General features: G+C 53.2%; 21 protein-coding genes and 1 riboswitch. Of the genes, 17 read left to right on the top strand and 4 right to left on the bottom strand.

What is annotated here, in order from left to right:
• Positions 1-55 precede the first annotated feature (55 nt).
• Both U9S71_RS10710 and U9S71_RS10705 read right to left on the bottom strand, forming a co-directional pair.
• Positions 56-571, bottom strand: a complete 516-nt coding sequence (locus U9S71_RS10710; protein WP_326327405.1) for a TlpA family protein disulfide reductase — start codon at positions 569-571, stop codon at positions 56-58.
• A 24-nt stretch (positions 572-595) separates the two neighbouring features.
• The gene (locus tag U9S71_RS10705) at positions 596-2,242 is read right to left on the bottom strand and encodes a hypothetical protein (protein ID WP_326327404.1); all 1,647 of its coding nucleotides are present in this window, start codon (positions 2,240-2,242) and stop codon (positions 596-598) included.
• A 101-nt stretch (positions 2,243-2,343) separates the two neighbouring features.
• On the opposite strand from U9S71_RS10705, the gene U9S71_RS10700 reads away from it, so the two are divergent.
• A complete protein-coding gene (locus U9S71_RS10700) occupies positions 2,344-2,847 on the top strand; it encodes an ArsR family transcriptional regulator (RefSeq protein ID WP_326327402.1) in 504 nt (167 codons plus the stop codon).
• Between the two features lie 18 nt (positions 2,848-2,865).
• Here U9S71_RS10700 and U9S71_RS10695 read toward each other — a convergent pair whose 3' ends face one another.
• A complete protein-coding gene (locus U9S71_RS10695) occupies positions 2,866-4,398 on the bottom strand; it encodes a sulfatase family protein (RefSeq protein ID WP_326327400.1) in 1,533 nt (510 codons plus the stop codon).
• A 276-nt stretch (positions 4,399-4,674) separates the two neighbouring features.
• Between U9S71_RS10695 and U9S71_RS10690 the strand changes: the two genes are divergently transcribed.
• The 16 genes from U9S71_RS10690 to U9S71_RS10615 all read left to right on the top strand — a co-directional run bounded on the left by U9S71_RS10690 (position 4,675) and on the right by U9S71_RS10615 (position 23,327).
• The gene (locus tag U9S71_RS10690) at positions 4,675-5,535 is read left to right on the top strand and encodes a sulfite exporter TauE/SafE family protein (protein WP_326327399.1); all 861 of its coding nucleotides are present in this window, start codon (positions 4,675-4,677) and stop codon (positions 5,533-5,535) included.
• Between the two features lie 75 nt (positions 5,536-5,610).
• Positions 5,611-5,703: riboswitch (TPP riboswitch) on the top strand.
• 67 nt (positions 5,704-5,770) lie between these two features.
• On the top strand, positions 5,771-6,493 hold the full coding sequence (locus U9S71_RS10685) for a class I SAM-dependent methyltransferase (RefSeq protein ID WP_326327397.1): 723 nt from the start codon (positions 5,771-5,773) through the stop codon (positions 6,491-6,493).
• A complete protein-coding gene (locus U9S71_RS10680; RefSeq protein WP_326327395.1) occupies positions 6,493-7,548 on the top strand; it encodes an AIR synthase-related protein in 1,056 nt (351 codons plus the stop codon). Before U9S71_RS10685 ends, U9S71_RS10680 begins: the two co-directional genes overlap by 1 nt.
• The gene (locus U9S71_RS10675) at positions 7,539-8,189 is read left to right on the top strand and encodes a thiamine phosphate synthase (RefSeq protein ID WP_326327393.1); all 651 of its coding nucleotides are present in this window, start codon (positions 7,539-7,541) and stop codon (positions 8,187-8,189) included. Before U9S71_RS10680 ends, U9S71_RS10675 begins: the two co-directional genes overlap by 10 nt.
• 12 nt (positions 8,190-8,201) lie before the next feature.
• Positions 8,202-8,474 carry a Trm112 family protein gene (locus U9S71_RS10670; RefSeq protein WP_326327392.1) on the top strand — a complete coding sequence of 91 codons (273 nt, stop codon included), beginning with the start codon at positions 8,202-8,204 and terminating at the stop codon, positions 8,472-8,474.
• Between the two features lie 24 nt (positions 8,475-8,498).
• Positions 8,499-9,776, top strand: coding sequence for an alpha/beta hydrolase family protein (locus tag U9S71_RS10665; RefSeq protein WP_326327391.1), 1,278 nt, complete (start codon positions 8,499-8,501; stop codon positions 9,774-9,776).
• A gap of 230 nt (positions 9,777-10,006) precedes the next feature.
• Complete coding sequence (locus U9S71_RS10660; protein ID WP_326327389.1) at positions 10,007-10,348, top strand: hypothetical protein; 342 nt, start codon at positions 10,007-10,009, stop codon at positions 10,346-10,348.
• Between the two features lie 265 nt (positions 10,349-10,613).
• Entirely contained in the window at positions 10,614-11,183 is a 570-nt protein-coding gene (locus tag U9S71_RS10655) for an RNA polymerase sigma factor (protein ID WP_326327388.1), read from the top strand.
• Positions 11,184-11,257: 74 nt separating this feature from the next.
• Positions 11,258-12,424, top strand: a complete 1,167-nt coding sequence (locus U9S71_RS10650) for a FecR family protein (RefSeq protein WP_326327386.1) — start codon at positions 11,258-11,260, stop codon at positions 12,422-12,424.
• A 224-nt stretch (positions 12,425-12,648) separates the two neighbouring features.
• Positions 12,649-16,083, top strand: a complete 3,435-nt coding sequence (locus U9S71_RS10645; protein WP_326327384.1) for a TonB-dependent receptor — start codon at positions 12,649-12,651, stop codon at positions 16,081-16,083.
• Positions 16,084-16,093: 10 nt separating this feature from the next.
• Positions 16,094-17,836, top strand: a complete 1,743-nt coding sequence (locus U9S71_RS10640; protein WP_326327383.1) for a RagB/SusD family nutrient uptake outer membrane protein — start codon at positions 16,094-16,096, stop codon at positions 17,834-17,836.
• Between the two features lie 41 nt (positions 17,837-17,877).
• Entirely contained in the window at positions 17,878-19,374 is a 1,497-nt protein-coding gene (locus tag U9S71_RS10635; RefSeq protein ID WP_326327381.1) for an outer membrane protein assembly factor BamB family protein, read from the top strand.
• Positions 19,375-19,379: 5 nt separating this feature from the next.
• Positions 19,380-20,192, top strand: coding sequence for an endonuclease/exonuclease/phosphatase family protein (locus tag U9S71_RS10630; RefSeq protein WP_326327379.1), 813 nt, complete (start codon positions 19,380-19,382; stop codon positions 20,190-20,192).
• Between the two features lie 89 nt (positions 20,193-20,281).
• Positions 20,282-20,974, top strand: a complete 693-nt coding sequence (locus tag U9S71_RS10625; RefSeq protein ID WP_326327377.1) for an endonuclease/exonuclease/phosphatase family protein — start codon at positions 20,282-20,284, stop codon at positions 20,972-20,974.
• A gap of 2 nt (positions 20,975-20,976) precedes the next feature.
• Complete coding sequence (gene murQ / locus U9S71_RS10620; RefSeq protein WP_326327375.1) at positions 20,977-21,807, top strand: N-acetylmuramic acid 6-phosphate etherase; 831 nt, start codon at positions 20,977-20,979, stop codon at positions 21,805-21,807.
• Positions 21,808-21,809: 2 nt separating this feature from the next.
• Positions 21,810-23,327, top strand: coding sequence for a sodium:solute symporter (locus U9S71_RS10615; RefSeq protein WP_326327373.1), 1,518 nt, complete (start codon positions 21,810-21,812; stop codon positions 23,325-23,327).
• Between the two features lie 50 nt (positions 23,328-23,377).
• Here U9S71_RS10615 and U9S71_RS10610 read toward each other — a convergent pair whose 3' ends face one another.
• Positions 23,378-24,358 carry a hypothetical protein gene (locus U9S71_RS10610; RefSeq protein ID WP_326327372.1) on the bottom strand — a complete coding sequence of 327 codons (981 nt, stop codon included), beginning with the start codon at positions 24,356-24,358 and terminating at the stop codon, positions 23,378-23,380.
• Between the last annotated feature and the right edge of the window lie 797 nt (positions 24,359-25,155).

Below are 25,155 nucleotides of genomic sequence, written 5' to 3'. Positions count from 1 at the left end.
GTTCCCCACGCTCGGGTTCGCAATGACGACACGCGACACGTTGAAAAGTGCCCAATTACTTCGCCAGCTTGTCGACGGCCTGTTGCAATGCGGGGTCATTGGCCTTTACTGCATAATAGTGGGCTATGCCACCCTCGGGGTTAATGATCAGGTAGCGTGGTATCCAGTTGAGGTCGATCGCATTCGTGAAAGCGTTCTTCCAATCGGTTTTAAACCAATAGTGGGTGCCTTTCAGGTCGAACTTCTCGATACCGTCTTTCCACCGCTGTTTTTCCCTATCGAGTGAAAAGAAGACCACGGGCACATCGGGGTTGGCCGCTTGGAAGGCCTTCAGCTCCGGAAACCCTTTGAGACAGTCGGGGCACCACATGGCCCAGATATAGAGGAGCACCGTTTGGCCTTTAAACCCATCCAACACCTCGCCGGCGGTGGTTTGTGTGCCATCCGGACGGAAGAGCGATTGCTGGAGGGCCTCCGCAGTAAATTCGGTTTTCAATACCGCAGGGGTCTTTTGCGCCAAGGCTACGTGGGTGGCCAGCACGGCAAAAAGGAGTAAACACGTACGTATCATGGGCGTAAATTTACGGTTTCTTTTTCATTCATCGCCCAATCCGATGCACTGCTTCGTTCCTTCACGGATGCTGCGCCAGATCATCTTGAAGAACGAAAACGAAGCTGGACGTTCGATATAGACCTGCCCCGTGTGGTGCACACCGTTCGCATCGGGGTTGCTATCGTTCAGGAGGAAGCGGTTGGCCAGGAAGGAGGCTACCTTCTTTGTCGACGTTCCGCCATCGCGGTTTTCCCGCAAAAAGTTCACCTTCAGGCCGTCATAGTCCAGCTGCAGCGTGCCAGCCGTACGGCGGTCGTTCGCCTCCATGTCGAAGCGCAGGCTGCGGACGTTCCCTCCGGCAACTTCGACCCGCAGTTGGGGGGTGAGCATGCGGTTGAAGGCCGTCGCGTCCATGGGACCGACCTCAGCATGGTAGGTATGTGCACCCAGGCTATCCCGCAGGTCAAATCGGAAGTCGACGCTGAGGTCGCCCGCTCCCATGGCCCGGGCGCGTGCATGCAGCAGCATAAAGGGATCGCGCGCCAATTCGGCCGAATCGTTGGTAAGGTGATGTATCAGGGCGGTGGTGCCCCCAAACGTCACCGTTCCGGCCTCACCCGTTTGGTCGCTTACCTCCGTGAAGCGGATATCCATTGCGCCAACCCGCGCCGAGTCGATAGCCACCCGTTGTTCCATGCGCAGCAACTGCTGGTGCGGCGACCGGCCGATTTTATTTTCCGGCGGATTGGGCTGCGTTTTATCTTTATACACGGCGATATGGCCACTGTCGATGTGCAGGGCGGATGCCGCCAGGGTCTGCGTAGCCACCCACCGACCTATATCGATGCCGCGGAGGGAGATGCGGGCGACGGCGATGTCGCCGATATCTTCCGCCCGCCCTACGTGGCGATAAAACTCCGCCTTGCTTACGGTGAGCCCATACTGCAGATCGCGCAGTACCGCTTGGCGCTTCGCTGTCTCGAAACGGAGCGCGCCTGTACGCAATTGGTACAAGCTATCGGGCCGGGTGTAGGCCACCGCCGCAGCGGTTATGTGCGCAGCCTTTGCACCATACAAGCGGCTCGTATCGTGCAAGGCAGCAGCGTCGACCTGGATATCCCGCAGGGTTGCATTGATTTGCCGGACATGGAGGCGGCCAGCATCGCGGTCGCTCACCAACGCCAGTTCACCTTCGTGGATCGCAAAGCGCCCCACGCGGGTGCCTGCCAACGCTCGGTTTTCGGCCAGCCGGTCCAACCATGCCCCCCCGGCGGTGTCTACCTCCGCGGTATCCACGGTCGCATGGGTGGTTATGCGTATCGATGGGGTATCTACGGCGATGGTGCTGATGTGCAGGTTACCGGTTACCAATAATCGCAGTAAGCCCACCCCGCTTACCCGTAGTCGCGCCACTTGGATATCGTAGCTGGTTGCCGGCCGCCAGGTGCTGTCGTGCGGCGCGCGCGGCCGCAATCGGATGCCGGTCGCCATAGCGTTTCCAGCCAACACCGACAACTCCAGCCGATTGTAAGTGAGAGCATAGCGGCCCTCCGTACCTTCGGCCACGCGCGCCACCAAGGCCGCCGCCAATTTCGGCTTCAGCATACGGTTCACGAACCAACTGGCCACGGCAATGACCACGAGTATACCCGCGGCTACACCGATTGCCCATTTCCATAACGGCTTCATCCTTTAAGAAACGCCGCTGCCGCCCGAATGTTTGTAGGCATGTCCACTTGAACGACTTTCCGAAAAAAAGAGTACTTTTGTTGCTCGGTACACAAACAAACATGCTCGATTCGCTCATTACCTCGAAAACCCGCTTGCGATTACTGGTGAAGTTTTTCATCAATGCCGCCAACCGGGGCCACATGCGGGGGCTGGCCGATGAGTTCAACGAATCCACCAACGCCATCCGCCGGGAGCTCAACAACCTGTCGGACGCCGGTTACCTCCAAAAGGAGGCGCAGCGGAACCGCGTGTCGTACCGGGCCAACACGCAGCATCCGCTATTCGGTTCACTGCAGGATATCGTGCATAAGTACCTGGGTTTAGATCGCATTGTGGAGACCGTGTTGCAGCGCATGGGGGAGGTGGATCAGGTGGTCCTTACGGGCGACTACGCCGAGGGGCGCGATACGGGCACCATCGAGGTTACCATCGTGGGGCCGCGGCTCAATGCCGACTACCTGGAGCAGCTGGCACCCAAAGTAGAAGGCATCATCCACCGCCAGGTGGCTTTCACGCTCAGCGGCAACCCACCCAGCGGGGGGCTCGTTTTGTTTGAGCAATAAGGAATTTTTTGCCGATTATCATTTCAACTCCAACAGCTCGGGTGTGCCCGCTTCGCCGCGCAGCTGGCGGTACCGGTCTACCAGTTCCTGTAGTTTCTCCGGCTCCGCCGCGGCCAGGTTATGTTGCTGGCCGATGTCGTCTTTGAGGTTATACAGCTGGTAGGTGGTGTCGTTGCCCAGTTCGATGTTTACGCGGGGGTTGCGTTTCCGTCCGTTGTATGGCGGTATCATCACCCAGTCGCCGTGCCGCAGGGCCGTGCGCGAGCTGGCTTCGATAATCAGGTCGTCGCGCCCGGTGGTGCTGTCGCCCAGCAGGGTGACGAGGAGGTTTTGGCCGTCGCCAGTGTTTACCTGCTGTCCCGTTAGGCTGGCCAACGAGGCCAGCAGGTCCAACTGGCATACCATGGCATCGGATACGCCGGGGGCTACCCGTCCTTTCCACTGCACGATGAATGGTACCCGCGTTCCGGCTTCGAACAGGCTATACTTGCCCCCGCGCAGCGGGCCCCACGGCGTGTGGTCGCCCAGCAGTTCCACCGCATCGTCGTAGTAACCGTCGTTTACCACCGGGCCGTTGTCGCTGGTGAAAATCACCAGCGTGTTTTCCAGCAACCCTTCTTCCTCGAGGGTGTTCATCAGCTGGCCAATGCACCAGTCGGCCTCCACGATGACGTCGCCCCGGGGCCCCAGTCCAGAGGCCCCTACGAAACGCGGATGGGGCGTACGGGGCACATGCGGCTGGTGCATCGCATAATACAGGAAGAAAGGCCCGTCCTTGTGCTTACGGATGTACTGCTGGGCTTGGGTAAGGAACGTATCGGCCAGATGCTCGTCTACCCATTTGGCCTTTTCGCCTCCCTTCATGAACCCGATGCGGGGGATGCCGTTGACAATGCTGTTGTTGTGGCCATGGTGCCACCGCATCCGCAGCAGCTCGGGGTTGTCCAGTCCGGTAGGTTCACCTGCAAAGTTGTTGGCGTAATCTACCTCGATGGGGTCAGCCGGATCGGCATCTACCACGAGGCCATTTTCGATGAAGACCGTGGGCACGCGGTCTTGCGTAGCGGCCATGATAAATGCATAGTCGAAGCCCACTTCATTGGGCCCCGGAGCGATGTGCTGGTTCCAGTCGATCACCCCCGTTCCTAGTCCGAGGTGCCATTTGCCCACTGCTCCCGTATGGTAGCCCGCTTGCTTGAGCATACGGGGTATGGTCTGTTGCTGCGTATCGATAACCAGTGGCGCGGTCCCCGGCAGGATTTTAGCCGACTTATTGCGCCAAGGGTAGGTGCCCGTGAGCAGGGCGAAGCGGCTGGGGGTGCACGTAGCCGACGATGCATAACCATTGGTGAACCGCAGCCCCGAGGCAGCCAGTTTGTCCATGTTGGGTGTCTTCAACTCGGTAGCACCGTACGCGCCGACGTCGCCATAGCCCAGGTCGTCCATATAGATGACCACGATGTTGGGTCGTTTGTTGGCTTCGTGTTTGTTGTTGGCCGGATGGCATGCCATCACGGCGAGCAAGGCAATCCATAGGAGGTAATGTTTCATGAGCTGAATATCATTGGTTGCATGCAAACTTAACCAAAGTTGCTATATATGCCAACAAAAAAACCGGCGTACTGGGCACACATTTCGAAACTTTTTTTAAAATAATACTCTACTTATTAGGTAGAATTTGTGCTGTATTTATATATTTGCCGGGTAATACCATGGTCGGTGGGTAGGCGACGCACAACAGAGATCATGGAAATACCATATGAGTGCAACTGTAAATAGAAGTATATGAGTCCATTCGCTAGGGTCCAAGCATACTCGATTCAGCGGATGAAGCGAATCACAACCCGGCATATCTCCATTGGGATCGTGTTGATGAAATTGGCGTTGGTTGCCATCGTGGTGGTTAAATACCTCCCTTATGCCAGTACCAAAGACCTGCTTTTCGACGAGACCTTCTTTTGGTTTATGCTGGCGGGGTTTGTAGCACAAATGGTCGACGGTGCATTGGGCATGGCCTATGGTGCCACCTCGAGTGCCGTGCTGCTCAGTTATGGGCTGTCGCCGCGGTTAGCGTCTGCGGCCGTCCACACCGCAGAGATATTTACCACCGGCGTTTCGGGGCTCTCACACATCCGGTTCGGCAACTTCAACAAATCCCTATTTTTCAAACTGGTCATTCCAGGGGTTATTTTTGCGTCGTTAGGAGCTTTTATACTGGGGTCGGTCATCGACGGCGATGTCATCAAGCCCTATATCAATGCCTACCTGCTCATCTTAGGCGTGCTGATTTTGCTCAAGGCATTCAAGAAGAACCTCAAGACGACAGAAAATACCAAAGGTGCGTCGTTGCTGGCGGCTTTCGGTGGTTTTTTTGATGCCATTGGCGGAGGCGGATGGGGCCCCATCGTTACTTCCAACCTCATCCGCAAGGGCAATACGCCCAGTACGATTATCGGCACGGTGAATACGGCAGAATTTTTTGTCACTTATTTCACGGCGGGGGTATTGATTTACTTCACGGGTATCCACAGTTGGCAGATTATCCTCGGTCTTATCCTCGGTGGGGCACTGGCTGCTCCGTTGGGCGCCTACATTACCAAAAAGGTGACCAAGAAGACACTTTTCGTTGCGGTCGGCACGCTCATCATCGCCACCTCGCTGTACTCGCTTTACATGGCAATCTTTTAGCAACAAGGGGGAATCGGGCCTTTCGTTTTCTAAATGCGGTTGCATATCAACCCAACATTCCCTATGTTTGTGGCGGTACACAGCAAGGGGTGCCCCGTGGGGGCTGAGATTACACCCTAATTACCTGATTTGGATGATGCCAACGTAGGGATGCAGACCAACAAGACAACCATACTTGTTCCGCACGCCATTGGTATTTCCGTTCACGGTGCTGTCAAACACAAAGGCGAACATCATGGAACACGGAAAAACAACACTCGAACTTATTCCCCAAAAACAGCAAAACTGGCAAAACCGACCCGAATGGTTTTTCAACAGGGCGCACACCGACACGTATGAACAGTGGTACGAGGGCCGCTACAAACGTGCCGAGATCTGGCAGAAGAAGGTGATGGAACAGCTGGTGTCTAAAGACCGTCGCGTAGAGACGCTGCTCGAATTCGGCTGCGGCACCACCCGTTTCACACGGTGGTGGAAAGAAATCGGCATTGAAGCCACGGGAGGCGACATCTCACCCCTCATGTTGTCGCAGGCCATGCACCTCTTCGAGGGTGACCTGGTAATGGCCGACTCGCACCACATGCCCTTCAAAGACCAAACGTTCGACGCGCTTGCCTTCATCACCACGTTTGAGTACTACCGCGACCCGGTGCGCGTGATCCGCGAGGCTGCCCGCGTTGCCCGCTATGGCATCGCCATGGGCATGATGAACCGCAACTCGCCTAAAGTAGTGCGGCGGCGTGTGCAGGAGCTGTTCGGCAAGAACCCTTTCTACCTCACGGCCACCTTCTACACGCCCAAGAAACTGAGTGCCATCATCCATGAGGCCCTTCTGGGGCGCGAGTACACCATCGAATGGACCTGCACAGGCCTGCCCCGGTGGTTCCCCGTACAGCAGTGGAGCCTGCCGTACGGTGATTTTTTCGGCTTGTACGTGCGGTTTAATGATGTGGGTTGATGACGAAGCAACTTGGCAAAATAGGGATTCCGCTGTTTGACCGCACCATCGCGACCATGGGTGGTCACCCCCGTGGGGAAGTACGCGCCGGGCCAAGCTTCGGCGTGGATGTATCGGTAGTAGACCTGCCCGGCGGGCTGGCCATGACCATGACCAGCGACCCCCTGTCGCTCATCCCTTCATTGGGGCTGGAAGCCTCGGCATGGCTATCGGTACACCTCATGGCCAACGACATGGCCACCACCGGTCAGGGGCCCATGTACGGCCAGTTTGTGCTGAACCTGCCCGACACGCTCAGCGAAACCGATTTCAAACAATACTGGAAATATATCCATCGTTTTTGTGCCGATATCGGTGTAGCCATCACGGGCGGCCATACCGGCTTCGTTGCACACCAACATTCCACCATCGCGGGTGGCGGTACGCTGGTTACGGTAGCGCCGCGTGACGCCCTGCTTACCGCCTCGGCAGCCCGTGCGGGTGATGTCATTCTGGTTACCAAGCACTGTGCGCTGTCATCGGCAGCCATCCTGGCCATGAGCTTTCCGGAGACGGTGAAACAAAAGGCCGGTGCGGAAATATACCGGCTGGCTTGCGAATCTTTTTTCCGTACCTCTGCCCTACCGGATGCGCTCGTGGCGGTAAACGGCCAGACGGCCGACAGGCCGATCAGCGCCATGCACGACGTTACCGAAGGCGGCGTGCTGGGAGCCATCTACGAGCTGGCGGTCGCATCGGGCCATGGCGTGTTGATCGACAGCGAAAAGTTGCCCGTTCATCCGGTGCAGCTGCAGGTATGCACTGCTTTCGGGCTTGACCCACGCTACTGCGTAGGTGCGGGCGCCATGGTCATCGCCTGCCAGCCCGCTACCGCACGCGCCACCATCGACCGCCTCCGAACCGCAGGTATCCCCTGCGCGGAAGTGGGCCACCTCACCGATAAGGCCAACGGTATCCAACTCATAGAGGACGGCCAGGCAACGGACATGCCTTACCACGATGAAGACCCCTACTGGGCCGCTTTTCAACATGCTTATCAGAACGGATGGACGTAATAAAAACACCACGCCCCATCGGCACCGGAATCTATCTGGTGGTCGACCCGGCGATGGACAAACTGGAACTATACGACAAGGTGGATGCGGTGCTGGCGGAGGCCGAGAGTATCGCTGCCCTGCAAATCTGGGACCATTTCGACAAGGAGGAGGATGTTCCCGCTCTTGTTGAGGGACTGTGTAAGCGGTGCCATGCCCACAACGTGCCCGTGTTTATCAACAACCAGTGGCCCTACCTGGCGGACACCCCGCTGGATGGTGTCCATTTTGACGCTATCCCTACCGACTTCGGGATCGTGCAAGCTGCGGTAAGCCGGCCCTTCCGGTATGGCATTACCTGCACGAACGATATGGCGTCCGTACACTGGGCGCACGCCCATCAGGCCGATTATATCTCGTTCTGCTCGATGTTTCCCTCCAGCACCACCGAGAGCTGCGAAATCGTTACACCCGCGTCGGTACGCCGGGCACGGGCCATCTATGGTGGACCCGTCTTTTTGGCCGGTGGCATCCGGCCCGACAATGTAGCCGAACTCAGGAACCTCCGTTATAGCGGTATCGCTGTTGTTTCGGGTATCATGGGCAGTGACTCCCCCGCGGAGGCCATCCGCCATTACCAAAAACACATTTCGATAATATGAAAACCCATTATCATGAACATCGCTACCATTAACAAGCTATGCTGCCCCTTCGATCGGGCAGACCTCACACTTACCACCATCCGCACCACAGCGGCGGGCGCCATCGACGAGGGGTACCTTCGCTGTGGGCAGTGCAGCCGTATGTACCCCATCGTGCGGGGCATCCCCATTATGAGTCCCGACGAGTACCGCGAATTTGAGTTGGAGAAGCCGCTGCTCGACCGATGGGAGGCGCACCTGAAGGGCAAGACCGTTGAGGCGTTCCGTTTGGTGGATGGAACTTAACCTAACTTTCGTTAAGTTTGTCGTATGAAGATCCAATACAAGCCTATCGGTATCACCATGATGCTGTTGACGATGGCCAGCGCCAGTAGCTGGGCACAGCGGAAAGATGTAAACTACGACGAGTCGAAGGTCGGGGCATACACGCTTCCGGCGCTGCTCACCAATAAAGACGGCCAGCAGATTACCACCGTGGCACAATGGGAACAACAGCGGCGGCCCGAGCTACTCAACTTGTTCAGCACGTATATGTATGGGCGCACGCCCACCGACCCTGTTGCCGTGCGCTACGAAGTACTCACCGAAAACCCACAGGCGCTGGGCGGCAAAGCGACGAGCCGACAGGTAAAGCTACTGTTCAGTAACGGCACCAAAACCCTGGAGGCCCTATTGCTGGTATACCTACCCAACAATGGCGCGAAGCAGGTGCCGATGTTTGTGGGATACAATTTCAAGGGCAACCACAGCACCACGCTGGATACGACCATCTTATACTCCAAAAATTTCGCCCTGGTGAAGGAAGCGGGCCACCCCGACTGGGAGCGGGGCTGCCAGGCCAGCCGGTGGTCGTACGATGACATCATCGACCGCGGCTATGGCGTGGCCACCATGTGCTACCACGACATATTCCCCGATAAACCCGGGTTGAAAGACCATAGCATTGTTTCGCTTTTCCCCGGTTACGATGCCGATAGCGAAGCGCCCGACGAATGGCAGGCCATTGGCGCGTGGGCATGGGGTTCCAGCCGGATTGTCGATTACCTGGCCACCGAGCCCCGGGTCGACACAGCCCGTATCGCCATCATGGGTCATTCCCGGCAGGGCAAGGCCGCCCTATGGGCAGGTGCGCAAGATACACGGTTCAAAGTTGTCATCTCCAACAATTCAGGCGAGGGTGGTGCCGCGCTGTCGCGCCGTAATTTCGGCGAAACGCTTGCCATTGTGAGCTCCATCAAACCGGCGTGGTTTTGCCCGGCCTATGATGCTTACCACAGGCGCGCGGACGAGCTGCCGTTTGACCAACACGAACTGATTGCATTGATGGCGCCGCGGGCGGTTTATGTCGCCAGTGCTGAAGAAGACCGATGGGCAGACCCCAAGGGCGAATACCTGGCGGCCTACCATGCCGGCCCGGTATACGAACTTTACGGATTACAGGGCCTTCCGTCGGCCACGCCACCGGCCATCCACCAGCCCATCATGCAGGATGTGGGCTACCACATCCGCGCAGGCAAGCACGATGTAACACGGTACGACTGGCTGGCCTTTCTGGATTTTGCCGATAAACACTTTAAGATGGACTAACCAGCGGGCATTTCATTAGCGCACAAAAAGAAAGGTTTCCAAACGGGGAGAATGGAAACCTTTACAAACCAATTATAAACCTAATTATGAAGTTACAAACTTCGGGATATTTTTTTTGATAACTGTACTGTACTCTCCTGCTCATGCTACAACCGCCGATTACATCCGCATGCAGCGCAGCGGCCCGTTGGTTATTTTTTTGTATTATTGCGTATCAAAGCAGATGCATCATGAAGAATATGACCCTACCCAAGATAATGGGCGCACTGATTGTCGCCCTCCTCACATTCCAAGCCTGCATGACGGTCTCCTATGTGGGCGACCGCTACCAGCCTACGGAACAGGTAGATGTTTATTACGCCGAGAAAGATGTCAATACTGCGTACCGTGTCATCGGCCATCTCTCTGAAAAAGTCAGTGGCCTGAAGGGCGAGGAGCGGGCCAAGCAGCGAATTATCGCTAAATGCCGTGAAGTAGGCGCCGATGGTGTTATCATTCTCGGATTTGAGTACGGCGGTTCCGAAGAAACCGACGAATACCAAAAAGCCCAAGCGATTAAATACACCGAATAAGTGGAAACCCCCATGTGCTTATCCGGTATTGATCAACGAGATCATTTGCCTACTCCAAGGTCGGGTCAAATGGCCCTCCCCAGTTATTGTTTTGCTCAATATTCGGATTCCGCCTGGCACGTAAATCACCAATAAAAAGTATCGACATTTTTTCAAGTATTTTGTTTCCATAAGTAGCTACCGTCTGAGAAGAAGACAGGCAATAATTATGTCGTGAAAAGTTCTTATGTTTGACTTGCGTAATGAAATAGTAATGGGATGACACATGGTGAATGTGACAGATAGCGAACTTCTTCAGCAAATAAAACAAGACAGTCAGGAAGCATTCACTGAATTACACAATCGGTATCACCTGCTATTGTTTGCGTATGCCTTCAAATTAACCGGCGAAGAACAGGCCGCAAAGGACCTTGTTCAAGAAATTTTTATTTCATTATGGAATAAACGGGCGACCGTTTACGTGTCGGTATCCATTCGCGCCTATCTCTATAGCGCAGTTCGATATAAATTCTTGAAGCTGGTAGCCCACAATAAAATACGGGCGGACTACGCTGTTCATTTCCACAAGTTCATGGAAACGGCAGAAGTTTACGCTGACGACACACTTCTGTTCAAAGAACTCATTACAGAAGTTGAACGGTTGGCCGATACCTTACCGGGCAAAATGGGCGAGGCTTTCCTCATGAGCAAAGTGGAAAACTATTCGAATGAAGAAATTGCCGAGGCACTTCAACTGTCGAAGAAAACCGTACAAAACATGCTCAGTGAAGCAAAAACCATCATCCGAGCAAAACGCAAAGGACCATATTTTCATTTACTCGGCCTTTTTTGGTGAAAAAAATCAAATTTTTCCGGGACTTTTGCCGTGATCACGGGACATAACCTATAAAAGGAGTTCCTGAATTAGCCATGGAAAAAGACCCTATAAGCGATATCATTGAGCGTTATCTGGTGGACTCGTGCTCCACGGAGGAAAATAAACGAGTCGAAGCGGCTTTTCTGGCCTATTTAAAAGACCGCCGTTTACCTCATGCCGACGCCCCAGTGATGGAACGCATCAGCGCGGAGATGCAGGGCGACATGAAGCGCTTTTTGGCAACGAGCCCCACGGGCACTGTTCAGCGCTTCCCTAAGAAGCTCTCCCCCACCATCCGTTGGGCCGCTGCAGCCCTGCTTTTGCTAAGCCTATCACTGGCCTATCATTTTTGGGCGGGGCGTCCAGCCCCGTTGTCCGAAAACAAGGAGTTGCTATCCACCGATTTATTGCCGGGAACCAACAAGGCAAGCCTTATTTTGGCAGACGGCTCGATTATCGACCTTAGCGATGAGCGTGAGGGGATTGTGGTGAAAGCCGAAGCCGTTACCTATATGGACGGCAGCCCCATTGCGGAGGGGCATCGAAATGTCGTCGACTGGAACACCATCCGTACCCCCAAAGGCGGGCAGTATAAACTGGTACTGGCAGATGGCACGACGGTTTGGTTGAATGCCGCTTCCGCATTACGGTATCCATTGGCGTTCGACGGTAAGCGCCGCGTGGTCGAACTGCTGGAAGGAGAGGGTTACTTCGAAGTAACCCCCAATAAGGAAAAACCATTCCAAGTGGTTTCCAAAGGGCAGTATATTAATGTGGTAGGTACCACCTTCAATATCAACGCTTATGAAGACGAGCCGACGGTGCGCACAACGCTCATCGAAGGAACGATAAAGGTGGTTTCCGTACCCCGTGACGGCTCGGCCGATTCGATGAGTATTTTACTGAAGCCTGGTGAAGAGACGACCCTTTTGGGCAATTCACTCCGTAAGCAAAAAGCAAATATGGCCACAGCGGTGGGTTGGAAGAATGGGATGTTTGTTTTTGATAATACCGATTTAAAAGCCATCCTGCGACAAATTTCCCGTTGGTACGATTTCGAAGTGGATCTGGAGGGGATTCCAGCGCGTACCTTCTCTGCCGAAATTCCGCGGAGTGTCCGACTATCGACCTTATTGAAAACCATCGAGTCAAGCACTGGGTTCACATTCCGCATGGAACAAACGGCCCAACAAGAAAGGAGGTTAATACTGAACGAATGAACAAGACGGTGTCTGATACGCAATAACCGGAAGCGCTGGTAACACTTCCGGTCAACGTTAAGCCGTATTGGATGAATCACTGGAGCAAGTCACCTTTTTATTTACTAACCACTTAACATTACAAATGTATGAATTTTATTATTCATGTAACCAAACCGTGTTACAGGAAAGACCCCTATAAGCACCGGGAATACCACGATGCTATAGGCAAACTAATCTTAATTATGAAGCTGACATTGTTATTGACGTTCGCACTTGCACTGCAGCTGAACGCGAGGACCTACGGGCAATCCATCAGTATCGACGTTAGGAATGCCCAATTGAAAGATGTGCTCAAAGAAGTCAAGGACCAAAGTGGCTACGCTTTTTTCCTCGATGATATGTTGTTGTCGCGCGCTCGGCCAGTGACGTTACGATTGAATCAGGTTCCGGTAGACAAGGCGTTGCAACGTATCTTTAGGGATCAACCATTTGGCTATGCCGTTAGCGAAAAAATCGTCAGCATCAAAGAACTTACAGCAATAACACATTCCACCAACGGCGTCTCCCAAACACCTCCCCAACCGGTCCTGGTGAGTGGTATCGTCACGGATAGTACGGGCACCCCGCTTGCAGGTGTTACCATAGCAATAGCGGGTGAGACCAGCAGAGGCACCCTAACCGGGGAAAATGGCCGCTTCCAGATCGAAGCCCTGCCCGAAGCCACGCTCGTATTCCGGTATTTAGGATATGCGACGCAAGAAATTCCAATAAACGGCAACAACGAAATCCGTGTGGTATTGTCGGCCAAGAGCACGCTGATGGATGAATTGATCGTGGTAGGTTACGGTGATCAGAAAAAAATTAACATCACCGGGGCCGTTAGTCAAACGGGTAAGGAAACTTTCAGCAACCGCCCAATCACAAACGTAGCACAGGGGCTACAAGGGGTATTACCCAACCTAAACATCTCCTTTTCAGATGGGCAACCCGGCAGGGGAGCGTCGTTCAACATTCGGGGCACGACCTCGATCAATGGCGGCAGCGCATTAATATTGATTGATGGTGTTCCGGGCGACATCAACTTGATTAACCCTGAAGACATCGAACAGGTGACGGTACTGAAAGACGCAGCCTCGGCCGCAATATATGGTGCTAGGGCCGCGTTCGGAGTTATCCTGATTACCACCAGCAGGGGCTCGGCAAGCAAACCCCAGATCCGGTATACCAATAACTTCGGGATAGGGAAGCCTACACGCATACCTAATGCGGTCAAAGATCCTTTGATCGCAGCGCAAATACAGAATGAAGCCTACCGCGGGTTTTCCGGCGCCGGCCAAGCAGGCCTGGAGCGTACCATCGATTATTTGCTGCGGCGGCAGGACGACCCCACTTTGCCCGAACTAGGCAGCGATGCTGCCGGCAATTGGATACATGGTGCGACCACCGACTGGTACGGGGAGTTTTACAATGATTCACAGCCGTTTTCCAAACATTACCTTAGCGTCTCTGGCGGTACGGGCAAATTCAACTACCACCTTTCTGGCGGACTTCTCGACCAACGCGGGGCTTTCAAAATATCGCCGGATGACTACCGGAAATACAATTTCAGTGCAAAGTTGGATATCCAGGTCAACGATTGGCTCAAGATATTCGACAATGTCGAATACAACCGCGGCAGCTACGATTCGCCCAATAAGATGATCGCTACCAATGTCAACGTGTTCCGATACCTTTCTTTAGGTGCAAACTCATACTATGCCATCCGGACACCCGATGGGAACTATACGGCTGAAGGAGCCAGGGCCATCGGTGTATTCTCAGAAGGCGGCAGGGTCAAAGAGACCGAAGCCATGTTCAAGAACACCGTTGGTTTCCAGATGAGCTTTTTGAACCGAGCGCTGAAATTGAATGGCGACTACACCATCCTTTCAACGCAGACGCTGGTGAACCAGCAACGGTTGCCGATAGCTTTTGAAACCCGGAAAGGGGTGTTTAGTGAATTTCACGCCGACAACTATTATGCCGCCCAAGCACAGGTAAACCATCAGATTGTTAACCTTTATGGTTCGTACGAAAAGCGGTTCGGCGATCATTACATTTCCGTACTACCTGGTTTCAATGGCGAATTGAACCAACGAAATGCGTTCAATGTATCGCGGGATTTTAATATTTCAACCGATCATGCGGCGCTGGATCTCACATCTGGCAATTTATCTGCGGGCGATAGCAAAACGGAATGGGCCCTGATGGGCTTCTTTTACCGGGCTAACTACCAGTTCAAGGATCGGTATCTGTTGGAACTGAATGGGCGTTACGACGGTACGTCGCGGTTTCCGAAAGTGAGTCGCTTTGGCTTCTTCCCCTCCATTTCCGCGGGCTGGATTTTATCGCAGGAGCGGTTTTTCCAACCCCTGAAACCGGTGGTCGATGTGTTGAAAATCAGAGGGTCGTATGGATCGCTGGGCAACCAGCTGGTTAGCAATTACGCCTACATTACGGCTATGGATGTCAGCCAGATCGGCCAGATACTGGAGGGGGTAAGGCCATTGGCCACCCGGGCGCCCGCGCTACGGTCGGCCAACCTCACCTGGGAAACTTCTCGCACCATCAATTTAGGCGCGGACGCATCCCTTTTCGGCGAGCGGTTGCAAGCCGGGTTCGACTGGTATCGCCGGGAAACGTTGGATATGCTCGCCAAAGGAAAAACCTTACCGGCCGTATTGGGCACCACAGAACCGCAGATCAATGCCGCCAACCTCGCCACTAAAGGCTGGGAATTGTCATTGAACTGGCGGGAGCAGAAAACAGCTGGCCGCCACGCCTGGGGTTACCATATCGGCGGGGTGCTGGCCGACAGCCGTACATTTATTACCCGCTTTGACAATCCCAACCAATTTCTGGGCGACTATTATGAAGGGCAAGAAATCGGGGAAATTTGGGGATACCGAACATTGGGCTTTTTCAAAACCGACGACGAGTACCGGAACCACGCGGACCAATCGAGGGTGCAGACCATTCTTTACAACCTAGATGGCCATCCGCTGGCCGGCGACCTAAAATTTGCCGATCTGAATAATGACGGTGAGATTTTCTCCGGACAAAATACCGTGGGCGATCCCGGCGATATGCGCATCATCGGCAATAGTACCCCCCGACTTGCTTATGGGATCAACCTGGCCTTCAACTGGTCCAATTTTTCCGTATCGGCGTTCTTTCAGGGTGTGGGTAAACGCGACTTCTGGCCGGACCGGGAATCGGGGGTTTTCTGGGGGTTTTACAACCGATGGAACCAACCGGTCTGGGAACATATACGCAATAACTATTGGACACCCGAAAATCCCGATGCTTACTTCCCGAGGTTGAGGTCATACATTGCTTTTAATGATACGCGGTCACTGGGTGCCGTGCAAACGCGGTACCTGCAGGATGCCTCTTATCTCCGCTTTAAGAACCTCACCGTAAGTTACAGCATCCCAAAACCCCTGCTCGAACGCATACACGTTGGTGGCGCCCGTGTCTTTTTCTCGGGCCAGAACATCTTCGAATGGACGCGGTTATCTAAGGCATTCGACCCGGAAACTACCGGCGACGAGCCGGATACCGGCTCGCGCAATGGCAATGGTTTCGTTTATCCCATACAACGCGTGTACACCGCAGGTATTGAAATTAATTTATAATCCGGAAATCATGAAATATCATAGCATAACTTTGTTTTTGGCAGCGCTGATGTTCGCGTCGTGCGGGAAAGACTTCTTGGAGCGCTTTCCGCTCAGCCAGCTTTCGCCCGAAACATTTTTCAATAACGAACGAGACCTGGAGCTCTATACCAACAGCTTCTATGCTTACCTTCCCGGCGAAGAAGCCTATCTCGATGACCAGCAAAGCGATAATCTCGCGGTTACTACCGCCAGTATCCAAGAAATCATCTCCGGCAAACTTGCCGTACCTACCTCGGCTTCCGAAGCAGGCTGGACGTGGGGACCGTTGCGCAACATCAATTATTTCCTTGCTAATTACCAAAAAGCTGACGAGCCGCAAGCCGTTAAAGACCAGTACGCGGGATTGGCAAGGTTTTTCCGGGCGATGTTTTATTTCGAAAAAGTAAAGCGCTTCGGTGATGTTCCCTGGTACGCTCATCCCCTTGACGATAGCAGCGAAGAACTTTACAAAGCAAGGGACCCCAGATCGCTGGTGATGGACTCCGTACTCGCAGACGTAAACTTTGCCGTTGCCCACCTGGGTACCGGAAAAAGTACATCGCGTATTACACGCTGGACCGCATTGGCCCTCAAATCCAGGATTTGCCTCTTTGAGGGGACCTTCCGGAAGTACCATACCACATTGGGCTTGGATGATGCCAACCAATGGCTTGAACAAGCCTATCAAGCAGCACAGCTGCTCATGGACAGTGGCCAATACGCCGTTTATAGCACGGGGTCGCCGGAAACGGATTATTTAAACCTGTTCAGCCAAAGCAATGCAAACGCCAAAGAGATTATCCTTGCCATGGCGTATGACGGGGCAGAACACATGCGCTACCATCAAGCCAACGCGGTGTTCACCGTGGCTACATTGGGAAATCCCGGCATGACCAAATCGTTGGTAAACACTTACTTGATGCGCGACGGCTCCCGATTCACCGACCTACCCGGATATGCATCGATGATGTTCGCTTCAGAAGTGGAAAACCGCGACCCGCGGTTAAAGCAGACCATCCGGACACCGGGTTATACGCGTACCGGAACCAACGTCCCCTTGGTACCCGATTTTGCCAATGCCCGTACCGGCTATCAGGTTATCAAATACGTCACTACGCTCAATGAAGACGGTAATCGGAACACCAACGACCTGCCTATATTCCGATATGCGGAGGTGTTACTGAATTTCGCGGAAGCGAAGGCCGAGCTGGGCACGTTAACGCAAGAGGACGTAAACAAGAGCATCAACCAGCTCAGAAACCGTGTCGGCATGCCCCCCATGGTATTGTCCGCATTGACATTAGACCCCGTACTGAGCGAGCAATATACACATGTCGACGATCCCCTCATACTGGAAATACGGCGGGAAAGGCGGGTCGAACTTGCCATTGAAGGATTCCGCTACCACGACCTGATGCGGTGGCGGGAAGGACATCTACTCGCCAGGAAATTCAAAGGCATGTATTTTCCCTCGAAAGGGAGCTTCGATCTTGATGGCAACGGAACCATGGATGTGGCGCTGGTCGATGCAATGCCAGCTTCGCCGCAGCAGGGTGTTCAGTATGTTGTGCTGGGCAACGACCTGGAGCTCGCCGACACGAACAACGGCAACCTGGTTTTCCGGCCCAACGAAACCAAAATTTTTAATGAGAACAAGCACTACCTGTTCCCATTACCGCGAACCGAGCGGCTGCTGAACCCCAAATTGACCCAAAATCCGGAATGGGAATAATGCCGGACTTGTAGATAACATAACATATAATAAAAACAATCATGAAATACATCAGTTATATTACTGCCTTTTTTTTCGTGGCACTTACTCTAGCATCTTGCAAAAAGGATAAACCCACCGAATCAGGAACCCCAATAATCGATTTCAGTTACGAGCCCGTTGAACCGACCGCCGGTGAAGTGGTATCGTTCATGGCCGAGATAAAGCCAGGATCAAGTAACATTGTATCTTGGGAATGGTCATTTGGAACATCCGATCATTCGAGCATCAAGGACCCTCTTTTTACCTTTGCCAACGAAGGTTCCTTTGATGTGAGACTAACCGCAACGGATGCTGCTGGGGAAACGGCAACCGTAACGAAGACCATTGAGGTACTGGCAGCACCGGTCACCGAATTTCCGGCCACACTCGCGTGGACATTTGAAAACAACACGCCAGTGTCTGCCAAGAACGATGCCACCGCCCCTGCGATAGGTGACGACGGCGTGATTTATTATGTGGAGGGCTTCGCTGGCATCAACAGTAAAATGGTGGCCGTTTCAGACCAGGGCACGGCGGCAACGGTAAAGTGGAACGAAACCTATGGCGGCGACCTGCGGAATGCACCGGCTATAGGGCCCGATGGCCATATCTATATCGGCAAGTGGACAGTAAATGCGATCACTAAAATCAATTCGACCACCGGGGCGATGCAATGGGAGCAAGCAACTGCCGGCGCAGGAATGTCCAATTCGACCACCGCAATCGATGCAAACGGAAATATCTACTTTGCATCGCGGGTTACCGCTAGCCTTGGCGGCATCTTTTCTTTTGCCGGAAATGGCACCAAACGCTGGGAAATCGAGACGCCGGATTTCGGAGCGACGTATTCATCGCCTGCCATCAGCAAAGATGGGGGTACCGTATATTTCTTCGCAAGCACTGCTGGCCAGGCCGTTGCCATCAACACCGCAGATGGAAGCTTTAAATGGACCACTCCCCTTGAGGTAGGCTCGAACGGCGTGGGCCCCTCATTATCCATCAACAGCGATGGCACCATTTATGTGACCACGGCCGAAGAAGTAGTAGCCATTACCGACGAAGGGACGAGCGGCGCCATCAAATGGAAAGCACCGGCGGTAGGTGCCAACAGTTCGGGCGTTGTTATTGGCCCCAACAGCGATCTGTATGTCGGAAGTAAAGATGGCCTGAAGTCTATCAATGCGGCCAGCGGGTCAGTAAACTGGACCTACGAAGCGTTCATGGAAGAGTGTGTTCCAGCTGTAGATCAGGGCGGAAACGTTTACTTCGGAGACGTTAGCGGCAAATTATACATCGTTAATGAGGACGGCGAACTGCAAAAGGCGCTCTCGCTAGGCCAGTCGGAAAATGCCGTCGTACATACGCCCACGATAGGCGATGACGGTAGCGTATACGTGGAAGTATCCGATGATGGCAAAGTCAAACTTTGCAAAATCGCCGTGGAAAACAGCGGCCCTGCCGATTCGCCTTGGCCGATGAAAGGACAGAACAGGAAACACACCGGGCGCGCCAAATGATACCGATGAATTGGAAGACCTTGCTCATCGCAGCCGGTACCGTAATAGGATACCTGTGTACCGGCTGCAATGGGTCCGGTGGTGAAGCATCACCGGAGAAAACAGAAAAGGTATACACCATTCGCGTGCTCACCTATAACATTTTCCACGGGGAGACATCGACAGGAATGATCGACATGGATTTGTTCGCCGATATCATCAAGAGCGAGTCCCCAGACATCGTAGCTTTGCAGGAAGTAGACAAAGGCGCCTCCCGTTCGGGGCGCTTGGATATCACTGCCGAACTTGCCTCCCGTACCGGATTAACAGGGTATTTCGGGAGTTTTAGGCCGTTCCAAGGCGGCGAGTACGGTGCTGCGATCTTGTCGGCCTATCCGGTACACGACTTTCGGACGATACCCACCATATCGGACAACATTGCGCTGCTGTTTGCCCGAATTGAAATCGATAAGGACGTATACATCCATTTCAACTCCTCGCACCTGTCGACCGATTTGGCAGAAAACGCCAACCAGGTCCAGCAATTGACGGACTACTACCTTGAAGCCCTAGCTAGCGAACCGCTGCTTATCTGTGGCGACTTGAACGCTGAGGCGACCGACGACCAGATGCAGCCGCTATGGGCGCACTTTTCGGAATCCGATACCGGAATGGGGTTCACCTTCTCGACACGAACGGGGATGCGGAAAAAAATCGATTTCCTTTTACATCCCAAAACGGCCGCTTGGGAGGTCGTATCCACAAAGCGGATATGTAATGCCAAGGCGTCTGACCATTGCGCTGTATTAGCGGTTCTTAACTATAAAGTAACACAATAATGTTAGTAAACATACAAATCAAAACCACCCTCTTTGTTTTTATATTTAGTTTGGTTTCAGGACATCTTCTTGGCCAGTCATTGAACGTGATGAGTTATAATATCCATCATGGAACCGACGCGCAAGAAAACGACAGGCTCGACAGCATCGCCTTGTTCATCAAAGCATCCGGGGCCGATTTGATTGGGTTGCAGGAGGTAGACAGTGTTTGCAGGCGGTCGGGCAACATCGACCAGATGCAGCGCCTCGCATCGCTCACCGGGATGCACTATGCATTTGTTCGCCACAGGGCCTATGATGGCGGCGCATACGGGCAAGGCGTCTTGTCGCGATACCCCATTTCCGATATCCGCAACGATCGGCTTAGTATACGGAAAGCCGACGGCACAACCACGTCTACCGCGCTGTTGAGTGCTAAAATCCAGCTGCCAAACAACCAGCAACTGGTGTTTGCCAATGCCCACTTCGCCCTTGAACCGGAAAGCCGGCTGATCCAAGCCGAGGAGGTGATTGCGCACCTACAGCCAGGGCAATGTCCCGTCATCCTTACGGGCGACCTGAACGCAGAGCCTGAAACGGCGGAAATCAAACGGTTAAAGCGTTATTTTACGGATGTGTCGTTACCCGGTCAGCTTACCTTTCCGGCGGACACTCCCGTAAAAACCATAGATTATATCTTGGTGAGCAATATGTTCCCCTATCAAACCGCAGTATCTACGGTTTTTCCGGCCATCCACCATTCCGACCACCTGCCCATTATGGGCACCATCACATTGAAATAATCATGAAAAATATTACCGAACAAGAATCACCCTATAACAACCTTGAACAGCTGTCTGTCGGGCAGCTCATTGCGCATATCAATAACGAGGATCAAACCGTCGCACCGAGCGTTCGGAGAGCGGCCCATCAACTGGAGGCACTCATCCAAGGAGTGGTAGAGCGTATGCAATCCGGTGGCAGATTATTTTATATCGGCGCAGGCACGAGTGGACGCCTCGGCATACTGGATGCCTCTGAATGCCCACCAACCTACGGCGTACCCCCCAACCTCGTACATGGCCTGATCGCGGGGGGAGATGCTGCGATCCGGAATCCTGTGGAGCACGCCGAGGACAACGATGCTCAGGCCTTCAACGATCTTCGGGGATGCGCCATCACACCAAAAGACTGTGTGCTTGGCATTGCCGCATCGGGTACTACCCCGTATGTGCTTGGGGGCCTTCGACAAGCGAATGCACTGGGATGCCTCACCGGTTGCATTGTTTGCAATGCGAACAGTCCGATTGCTGCGGAGGCCCAATGCCCTGTGGAAATCATTACGGGCCCCGAGTTCGTTACCGGATCGACCCGCATGAAAGCAGGTACAGCAACCAAGATGGCACTTAACACGATCAGTACAGCAACCATGATACGGCTAGGCCGGGTCAAGGGCAACAAAATGGTCGATATGCAGCTTTCCAACGCCAAACTGCGCGACCGGGGGGTACGCATGGTGATGGCCGAGACCGCTATGGACTATGCGACGGCGCAGGCGCTCCTCGAAAAACACCGCAGCGTACGGAAAGCCATCGAAAAAGGGTCGATTCCAAATTCATCAGCAACAAGAACCTGAGCATGTCACCAATCATTCTTTTTTCATTCCTGGCTGGCTACTTTGCGTTACTGGTCGGTGTCTCCTATGTCACTTCCCGTAAGTCATCCGGCAACACGGCTTTTTTCATCGCAAACCGAAGTGCCAAATGGTACGTCGTCGCTTTTGGCATGGTTGGCACCACGTTGTCTGGCGTAACGCTGATCTCTGTGCCCGGCGCGGTGGGTAACGGCGGCTTCGGGTACTTCCAATTTGTGCTTGGCAATGCGGTTGGGTTCCTCATCGTGGCGGGTGTCTTATTGCCACTCTACTATCGCTTGGGTTTGGTATCCATTTATACCTACCTCGAAAAACGGTTCGGGTATTGGAGCTACAAATCGGGCGCGATGATCTTCCTCATCTCTCGCACCATCAGTTCCGCATTTCGGTTGTACATTGTTGTTATCGTATTGCAAAAATACATTTTTGACGCATGGAGCGTTCCTTTTGTGGTTACCGTGGCTACATGCCTTACGTTGATCTGGATTTATACGCACAAAGGTGGGCTCAAGACAATCATCATTACGGACACCCTTCAAACCGGGTTCATGCTGCTCGCCGTCGTACTTTCGGTTTACTTTATCGCCACCAGTTTAGGCCTCGATCTGCCGGAGACATTCGAAACCGTTAAACAAAGCAGTTACACCAAGATGTTCTTTTGGGAGGACTTTGCACCGAGCCGGCTGCATTTCGCCAAACAGTTCCTCGGCGGCGTGTTTGTGGCTATTGCCATGAACGGCCTGGACCAAGACATTATGCAGAAGAATTTGAGCATGAAAACCATCGGCGAGGCACAGCGGAATATGGTTTCCTTTACGGCGGTATTTGTATGCATCAGCTTTCTTTTCCTTCTGGTAGGTGCATTGCTATACGGCTACGTGGACCAAGTGGCCGTGGGCATGGCGGCCTTGGAAACCCCCGACCATTTATTTCCGGAAATCGCGCTGCATCATTTGCCAACCGTTGCGGGAGTTATCTTTATGATCGGACTCACAGCGGCCACGTTTGCTACCACAGATTCGGCGCTAACCGCCTTGACCACTTCGTTCTGTGTCGATTTCCTGAACTTTGATAAACAGAAAGATCCATCCGCCACTAAGCTGGTGAAAAAACGGCATGCCGTCCATGTTGGATTTTCGTTGGTCATGCTCGCGGTCATATGGATATTCAACCTGATCAATGACGATTCGGTGGTCAACGCCATTTTCAAAGCCGCCGGCTACACCTATGGGCCACTGCTTGGTTTATTCGGCTTCGGTATCCTCACCAAGCGGGCGGTGCGCGATCAAGTGACACCCTTTCTCTGCCTGCTCTCACCCGCACTCTCCTTTCTATTGGAGGTGGGGGCGCAGCGCTGGTTCGGTTACGCCACCGGATTTGAGGTTATTATTTTCAACGCGGCAATTACGTATACCCTGCTTTTTCTCACTAGCCGGTCGCTAGCCAGCGCCCAACGAGTTCGAACTGAGTGCTTAGCGGTCGGTGCTAAACATCCTCGATAGCCTTTTATACATATACGCGCGCGCAACACGGGCTTCGTCGGGCGGAAGAGCTATTCCGCCCGCAGGTGCCCTTTTTCATGCCGCTGGTCAAACCATTGGCCCACCTCTTTTGCAATGTTTTTATGGAAGAGGAGGAACGTCCGTCGTTCTTCGTTCACCATCCCCGTCATCACCTGCTTTTCCGGCACCACGGCAATGCCGCTTTTCAACAAAAGCTTGCGCCCCTTCTCGCCCACCCCTTCGCTATCGACCACACTATCGGCACACAGTCCATAGTGTTGCCCTAACCATTTAAACCCCTTCGATTCTGCAAATGCTTTCATCTTTAGCGCCGGTATGGACCACATAAACAACCCGCCATCCCACGTGCTCACCCGGGTTTCGCCGTTATGGCGGTCTATCACCGCGACTTCAGCAATAGGCAGGTCGATCGCTTCTCCGGCACTGTCGCGCGTCGTCACCGATATTGTCTCTTTCGTATCGGCCGGGTTGGCCATCGGGGCTTCCGCCCGTGTTTCCTGGCGGGCACCGCGGCCACCCAACCGTTGATACTCGTCTTCTTCTGCTTGCCTTTTCCAAAAATAAAGGTGCTTGTTCTGCACATAGTAAAGGAGCACCAATAATACAATGCCCATCAAAACCCAAAAAAACTCGCGCTCCAGGTACCCCCGATCCACGAGGTTCTCGCCATAGGATGCAAAATAGATTGCAATAACCACGATGACAAATAAGATCGGCGGCAGAATATTCCATTGTAATTGGTGTACGGCCCGCAACTCCCACCCGTCATCGATGCCATAGCGTTTGTTGAGCTGATGGTTGTTCCATCGGATGTATGCCATCACGGCGAGGCCGCAGCAGTAACTGATTGCCATGGGAATCAAATAACCGCGCATGAAAACCAGTTCATCGATACCGCGCTTGGAACGGAGGGCCACAACGAGATGGCAGAAAATAGGCAAGAAAATCAAGGCAATCAATAAATCGAGCAGGTACGGCCGTATTGTAAATAAAGCAAGTAATCTTTTCATAATTCGTGTAACATAAATGGCGCATCTATCTTGGCATTTGATTGCCGTATTTAAGTGCGTTGCGAACCCACTTGGTTAACGAAAATTAGTTAAACGATTGAGCACACACAAAAAAACATTCCCGAATCCGACGAAAGTTTCCCGAATCCACCTTTTGATACCGCTAGGTATTGCTAAAATGAAGGTTTACAAGCAATTTTATAAAAACTTTTAGTAATAACCAAAAATTAAAACCATGAAAAAACCATTGCCCCCCAAGGGGGTGAGCGATATTATAAAAATAAGGACTTGAAGGTATCGGTTATTTTGGTTTTACTTTTCACGCTTGGCCGTTGCAACGCAGGGCGTCCCGCATACCTGGCCGGCGCGATATATGGCCGTGGCCCACCGTTGGCTGGGGCTCATGACGGTGCCCCAAAAAAGTGCAACCTGCTATCCAAACAACGGTGATGTCCGATAAATTTCATGAATTTCCAGGGAAGAGGCCGTATACCTATTGCCCAACGCCACAGCTCCGGACCCCTCCGGAGACTGTGTGTGGGCATACAAACACATGCTTGTTACTACAGCCGATAGGCTGAGATATCTTGGCTTTGGGCATCTAAAGGTAAGAAAATTTTAATTAAAACAACCTTTTAGCGTATTTTTTCGTCCATTGCCCGTAATTTACCAAGGATGACGCACGGGTGGAGGATAACGGAAGGGGCGCTCAAGGTATGGTGTCGCTGCGATGTCAAGTGGATAATTAGGGCCAATAATTGGATTTTCTAACTATATTTACTTCCGATTTCAACGAT

The sequence above is a fragment of the Parapedobacter flavus genome (assembly GCF_035818675.1).
Taxonomy (GTDB): Bacteria; Bacteroidota; Bacteroidia; order Sphingobacteriales; family Sphingobacteriaceae; genus Parapedobacter; species Parapedobacter flavus.
The sequence above is the reverse complement of the archived record's forward strand: the minus strand, read 5'-3'. Positions and strand labels throughout refer to the sequence as shown.